A 6295-nucleotide genomic window follows, 5' to 3' on the forward strand; every position below is an offset into this window, starting at 1 on the left:
GTCGAGGATCAGCGTGTGGCGTTCGGCCAGCGCCTCATGCGCCAGATGGTCGAAGACCACGGGCACGTCGGGCAGGTAGTCGAACACCGTCTCCAACCGCTCGTAGAAGAACGGCAGCCAGTGCTCCATGCCGGCAAAGCGCCGCCCTTCGCTGACCGCGGCATAGAGCCCGTCGTCGCGCGACGGCGCGCCGAACGCCTCGATATAGGCGCGGCGGAAGCGGCTGATCGTCTCCGGGGTTAGCGCCACTTCGCTCATCGCCTGCAGCGCCATCGACGTGCGCTGGCCGGTGGTGCGCTGCGTGGCGGCGTCGAAGACGCGGATCGATTCCAGCGTGTCGCCGAAGAAATCGAGCCTGAGCGCCTCACTCCAGCCGGGTGCGTAAAGATCGAGGATGCCGCCGCGCACCGCGAACTCGCCGACGCCGCGCACCGTCGGCACCCGCTCGAAGCCGGAGGTTTCGAGCCGCGACACCAGCGCATTCATGTCGATCTGGTTGCCGGGCCTGGCGTGGAACGTCTGCGCTTCGATCAGATCGGCGGGCGGAATGCGCTGCAGCAGCGCATTGGCGGTGGTGAGGATGACCGCCCGGTGCGGCTTCCTGGCCAGCGCGATCATGGCGGCGAGCGCGTCGAGCCGGCGCGCGGCTGCGTCCGAGCCGGGCGAGACGCGGTCGTAGGGAAGACAATCCCAGGCCGGCAGTTCCAGCACCGGCAGGCCCGGCGCGGCAAAGGCCAGCGCCTCGGTGATCGCCGGCAGGCGCTGGCCGTCGCGGGCCACGAACAGCACCGGCTTGTCGGGCGCGATCTCCTGCGCAGTCTGCACCAGCGCGAAGGCTTCGTAGCCATCGGCGACGCCGTCGACGATGAACTGGCCGGCGCGGCCCTTCGGCAGGCCGATTGTGGGGATCAGGCTCATGAAATCACGTCGTTCAAAATGTCATGGTGTGGCGCGACGCCAGGATCTTTCGCAGCACCGCGCAATCGATATCGGGCGGAACCGGGCGCTCACCGGTGATCAAAGGCAGGAATTCGGTGTCGGGAATGTCGAGGAGCCTCTCATATTGGTCGATTTCCTCGCCGGTCAAGGCGCCGATCTCGGCATCGGCGAAGGAGCCGAGGATAAGGTCCATCTCGCGCATGCCACGATGCCAGGAACGGAACAGGAGCTTGCGGCGGCGGGCATCGAGCCCCTCGCTTGATCTTCTCGTTCCGGTCATGGCGCCGCGTCCCTGTCTGAAGCGGCGCATATAGCGTGGATAGAGCGCGGTGTCAGCCTTGCGCAATGGCCGTCGCGACATAAGCTGACATCATGCGTCCTTCCCTCCTCGATCCGCTGTTCGTCCCTATCACCTCGCTTGCCGGCGTCGGGCCGAAGGTTGGCCTGCTGATCGAGAGGGTCGTGGCCGCCGATCTCGGCGACCGCGCCGCGCGCGCCGGCGACCTTCTGTTCGTGCTGCCCCACACCGTGATCGACCGCCGCAACCGGCCGGGCATCGCGCTCGCCGCCGAAGGTGCGATCGTCACGCTCGAGGTGCGCATCGACCGCCACCAGCCGCCGCCGCGCGGCAACCGGTCGGTGCCGTACCGTGTCTACGCCCACGACGACACCGGCGAGATCGCACTGACCTTCTTCCACGCCCACGCTTCCTATCTCGAGAAATCGATGCCGGTGGGCGAGCATGTCGTCATCTCAGGCCGCGTGGAGTGGTTCAACGGCCGCCCGACCATGGTCCATCCCGACCATATCGCGCTGGCCAGCGAGGCCGAAAACCTGCCGCTGGTCGAGCCGGTCTATCCTCTCACCGCCGGCCTGTCGGGCAAGGTGCTGCGACGCGCCATCGGCCAGGCGCTCGGCCGCTTGCCGGAACTGCCGGAATGGCAGGACGACGCCTTCATGCGCCGCCAGACCTTTCCCGCCTTCGCCGACGCGCTCACCCGCATCCATTATCCGGCGGACCCGATCGATGTCGCCATCGAGGGGGCGGCGTGGCGGCGCCTCGCCTATGACGAACTGCTCGCCGGCCAGGTCTCGCTCGCTTTGGTGCGGGCCAGGATCCGCCGCCTGTCCGGCCGGCCGCTGACCGGCGACGGCAGCATCGTCGAAAAGCTGCGCTCGGCACTCCCCTACTCGCTCACCCCGTCACAGGAATTTGCGCTCGCCGAAATCCTTGCCGACCTCGCCGACCCCGAGCGCATGCTGCGCCTGCTGCAAGGCGATGTCGGCTCGGGCAAGACGGTCGTAGCACTGCTTGCCATGGGACGCGCGGTCGAGGCCGGCGGCCAGGCGGCGCTGATGGCGCCGACCGAAATCCTGGCGCGTCAGCATCTGGCGACCATCGCGCCGCTGGCGGAAAAGGCCGGCCTGCGCACCGCCATTCTCACCGGCCGTGAGAAGGGTCGCGAACGCACCGAGACATTGGCGAGGCTGGCCAGCGGCGAGATCGACATCGTCGTCGGCACGCATGCGCTGTTCCAGGAATCGGTGGCGTTCCACGATCTCGTCCTGGCCGTCGTCGACGAGCAGCACCGTTTCGGCGTCCACCAGCGGCTGGCGATCACCGCCAAGGGCGACGCGCCCGACATGCTGGTGATGACGGCAACGCCGATCCCGCGCACGCTGGTGCTCACCGCCTTCGGCGACATGGACGTCTCCAAGCTCACCGAAAAGCCGGCCGGCCGCCAGCCGATCCGCACGGTCACCTTGCCGCTGGAGCGGCTGGACGAGCTGGTCGGTCGCATGCGCGACGCGGTCGCCGATGGCCAGAAGATCTACTGGATCTGCCCGCTGGTCGAGGAATCCGAGGAGATCAAGCTGATGTCGGCGGAGGATCGCTTTGCCTCGCTGAAGCCGCTGTTCGGCGACCGCATCGGGCTGGTTCATGGCCGCATGAAGGGCGCCGAGAAGGACGAGGCGATGCGCGCCTTCAAGCAGGGCGAGACGCGCATCCTGATCGCAACCACCGTCATCGAGGTCGGCGTCGACGTGCCGGACGCCACCATCATGGTCATCGAGCATGCCGAGCGCTTCGGCCTGGCCCAGTTGCACCAGTTGCGCGGCCGGGTCGGGCGTGGCGACAAGCCCTCCTCCTGCGTCCTGCTCTACAAGGATCCGCTCGGCGAGACGGCGAAACGCCGCCTGTCGGTGATGCGCGAGACCGAGGATGGCTTCCGCATCGCCGAGGAGGATCTCAAGCTGCGCGGCGAAGGCGAATTGCTGGGCACCCGCCAGTCCGGCACCCCCGGTTTCCAGGTGGCGCGCATCGAGGCCCATGCCGACCTGCTGGAAGCCGCACGCGACGATGCCCGCCTCATCCTGTCGCGCGATCCGGAACTGCAGTCCGAGCGCGGCGAGGCGCTGCGCCTGCTGCTTTACCTGTTCGGCCGCGATGAGGCGGTGCGTTTGTTGCGCGCTGGTTGAGCGGCCCCAAGCGCCGGATTGGCCAGCGAGCCTTCGATTTGCTCGCCGTTCAGCGTCACGAGCTTGGTCTTGACCTCGGGCGCCACCAGGCCGGCCGAAACGATCAGCTTGGCGCCGTCTTCGATCGTCATGTCGAGCAGCACGATCTCGGATTTCCGCACATACATCAGGAAGCCGGTGGTCGGGTTCGGCGTGCACGGCATGAACACGGCGATCAGCGGGTCGCCTTCATGGTTGAGCTTCTGGTTAATCTCGGTTTCCTTCTCGCTGGCGATGAAGACCAGCGACCAGACGCCCTTGCGCGGATATTCGACCAGCCCGACCTGGCGGAACATGTCGCCCTTGTTCGACAGCACCGTCTCGAAGATCTGCTTCAGCGAGCGATAGATGCCGCGCACCAGCGGCATGCGGCCAAGCAGCCGCTCGCCGAAATTGACGATGGCGCGGCCGACGATGTTGGCGGTCATGAAGCCGATCAGCGTGATCAGCACCAACGCGACGATGAGACCGAAGCCGGGCACCGGAAACGGCAGATAGGTGTCGGGGCTGTAGCGCAGCGGGATATAGGGCTTCACCCAGGAATCGACCCAGCCGATGAACGACCAGGCGATATAGGCGGTGATCGCCAGCGGCGCGCAAACGATGAAGCCCGTCAGGAAATAGTTCCTGAGCCGGGTCATGCCTGAGGTCTTCGGGGCGTCGGACATGGATCACCGCAGCGCAGGTTGCGCCGCAACATTAGTGAACCACAACGCGGTTTGGAACTGCGAAGTTTTTAAAGAGCGTGGGTTGGCGAGCGCCTATTCCACCGTCACCGATTTCGCCAGATTGCGCGGCTGGTCGACGTCGGTGCCCATGAACACGGCGGTGAAATAGGCGAGCATCTGGATCGGCAGCGCGTAGATGATCGGCGAGATGATTTCCGGCACGTCGGGCAGCACGATCGTCTCCATCGTCTTGATGCTCGCCTGCGCCGCGCCCTTGCTGTCGGTGATCAGGATGATCTTGCCGCCGCGCGCCGCCACCTCCTGCATGTTGGAGACCGTCTTTTCGAAGATGCGGTCGTGCGGCGCGATGACGATCACCGGCATGTTCTCGTCGATCAGCGCGATCGGCCCGTGCTTCAGTTCGCCGGCGGCATAGCCCTCGGCATGGATATAGGAGATTTCCTTGAGCTTGAGCGCGCCTTCCATGGCGAGCGGGAAATTAGTGTCGCGGCCAAGATAAAGCACATCCGAATAGCGGGAGAGCTCGCGCGAGATGCGTTCGATCTGGCCGTCCAGCTTGAGCACCTGGTTGGCGAAGCGGGGCGCCTCGGAGAGCTCGCGCACCAGCGCCTTCTCCTCGTCGCGCGAGATCGTGCCGCGCGCCACGCCCGCCCGCACCGCAAGCGACGCCAGCACCGACAGCTGGCAGGTGAAGGCCTTGGTCGAGGCGACGCCGATCTCGGGCCCGGCCAGCGTCGGCAGCACCACATCGGACTCGCGCGCCATGGTCGATTCGCGCACGTTAACGACCGCGCCGATCTTCATGCCGGCCTTGCGACAATAACGCAGCGAGGCCAGGGTGTCGGCGGTCTCGCCCGATTGCGAGATGAAGAAGGCCGCGTCGTTCGACGACAGCGGCATCTCGCGATAGCGGAATTCCGAGGCGACATCGATGTCGACCGGCAGCCGCGCATAGCGTTCGAACCAGTATTTGCTGATCAGCCCGGCGAGATAGGCGGTGCCGCAGGCCGAGATCGCCAGCCGGCCGATCTTGGCGAAATCGAACGGCAGTTCCAGCGGCTTCGAGACGCCGGAGACGAAATCCACATAATGCGCCAGCGTGTGCGAGATCACCTCCGGCTGCTCATGGATTTCCTTTTCCATGAAATGGCGCCGGTTGCCCTTGTCGACCATGAAGCCGGTCGACAGTGACTGCTGGCGCTTGCGGTCGACCTTGTTGCCGTCCATGTCGAAGATGGCGACCTCGTTGCGGCGCACCACCGCCCAGTCGCCGTCCTCCAGATAGGTGATCGAGTTGGTGAAGGGCGCCAGCGCGATGGCGTCGGAGCCCAGGAACATCTCACCGTCGCCATGGCCGACGGCCAGCGGCGGGCCGTTGCGGGCGCCGACAATGAGGTCCTCGTCGCCCTTGAACATGATGGCCAGCGCGAAGGCGCCCTCCAGCCGCTTCAGCGCCTGGTGCGCGGCCTCGACTGGCTTCAGCCCCTTGGCAAGCTCGCGCGCCACCAGATGTGCGACGACCTCGGTGTCGGTCTGCGAGGAAAAGCTGTAGCCGTCGCGGGTGAGCTCGTCGCGCAAGTCAGCGAAATTCTCGATGATGCCGTTGTGGACGATGGCGACGCCATCGGAAAAATGCGGGTGTGCGTTGGTCTCGTTTGGCACGCCATGGGTGGCCCAGCGCGTGTGGCCGATGCCGATCGTGCCGTCGAGCGGCTCTTCCTTCAGCCGGCGCTCGAGGTTGACCAGCTTGCCCTCTGCGCGGCGGCGGCCGAGCTCGCCATTCTCGATGGTGGCGACGCCGGCCGAGTCATAGCCGCGATATTCGAGCCGCTTCAGCGCGTCGACGATGAGCGGCGCCACCTGCTGTTGGCCGACAATTCCGACGATGCCGCACATGGCCGTTACCCCCGATTCCCCATGGAAAACCAGCGTTATCTAGGGATTGCCGGCCTGCCGTGAAAGTCACTTTGCGTTTCGTTCCGTGTCACCGGAACGGTCATTTTTACGCATGCACCATGACAGACCGCTCTTGCAATCCGATTACTGCAATCGTTCGCCTTTTCAGGCCACCGGTGACGGAATTCACTTTTTCCTCGCCGCCGCGGCCGAAGCAAAACGCTCGCGTATTTCCTTGCCCTTGCCCGGAA

The 6295-nt window shown here is 65.8% G+C and carries 4 protein-coding genes and 1 pseudogene; 1 reads left to right on the top strand and 4 read right to left on the bottom strand.

From position 1 onward, the window contains the following. Positions 1-918 (bottom strand): annotated as a pseudogene (locus EN780_RS25190) (transcription-repair coupling factor); the annotation flags it as partial. Positions 919-931: 13 nt separating this feature from the next. After that, positions 932-1219, bottom strand: coding sequence for a succinate dehydrogenase assembly factor 2 (locus tag EN780_RS25195; RefSeq protein ID WP_127283348.1), 288 nt, complete (start codon positions 1217-1219; stop codon positions 932-934). 92 nt (positions 1220-1311) lie between these two features. Here EN780_RS25195 and recG point away from each other — a divergent pair, with 92 nt between their 5' ends. Next, positions 1312-3420: an ATP-dependent DNA helicase RecG gene (gene recG / locus EN780_RS25200; RefSeq protein WP_128275638.1), complete on the top strand. Its 2109-nt coding sequence runs from the start codon at positions 1312-1314 to the stop codon at positions 3418-3420. On the opposite strand, the gene EN780_RS25205 is transcribed toward recG, so the two are convergent. After that, a complete protein-coding gene (locus tag EN780_RS25205; RefSeq protein WP_127392441.1) occupies positions 3372-4127 on the bottom strand; it encodes a DUF502 domain-containing protein in 756 nt (251 codons plus the stop codon). The two genes, recG and EN780_RS25205, sit on opposite strands and share 49 nt — an antisense overlap. Before the next feature lie 93 nt (positions 4128-4220). Beyond that, positions 4221-6044 carry a glutamine--fructose-6-phosphate transaminase (isomerizing) gene (gene glmS / locus EN780_RS25210; protein ID WP_128275639.1) on the bottom strand — a complete coding sequence of 608 codons (1824 nt, stop codon included), beginning with the start codon at positions 6042-6044 and terminating at the stop codon, positions 4221-4223. Positions 6045-6295: the final 251 nt, after the last annotated feature.

Origin of the sequence: Mesorhizobium sp. M4B.F.Ca.ET.089.01.1.1, from assembly GCF_004022605.1 — a bacterium.
GTDB classification, from domain to species: domain Bacteria; phylum Pseudomonadota; class Alphaproteobacteria; order Rhizobiales; family Rhizobiaceae; genus Mesorhizobium; species Mesorhizobium abyssinicae.

Coding starts and splice junctions, on each gene's coding strand:
- EN780_RS25195 (WP_127283348.1), bottom strand. CDS start 1,219: ATGACCGGAACGAGAAGATCAAGCGAGGGGCTCGATGCCCGCCGCCGC.
- recG (WP_128275638.1), top strand. CDS start 1,312: ATGCGTCCTTCCCTCCTCGATCCGCTGTTCGTCCCTATCACCTCGCTT.
- EN780_RS25205 (WP_127392441.1), bottom strand. CDS start 4,127: ATGTCCGACGCCCCGAAGACCTCAGGCATGACCCGGCTCAGGAACTAT.
- glmS (WP_128275639.1), bottom strand. CDS start 6,044: ATGTGCGGCATCGTCGGAATTGTCGGCCAACAGCAGGTGGCGCCGCTC.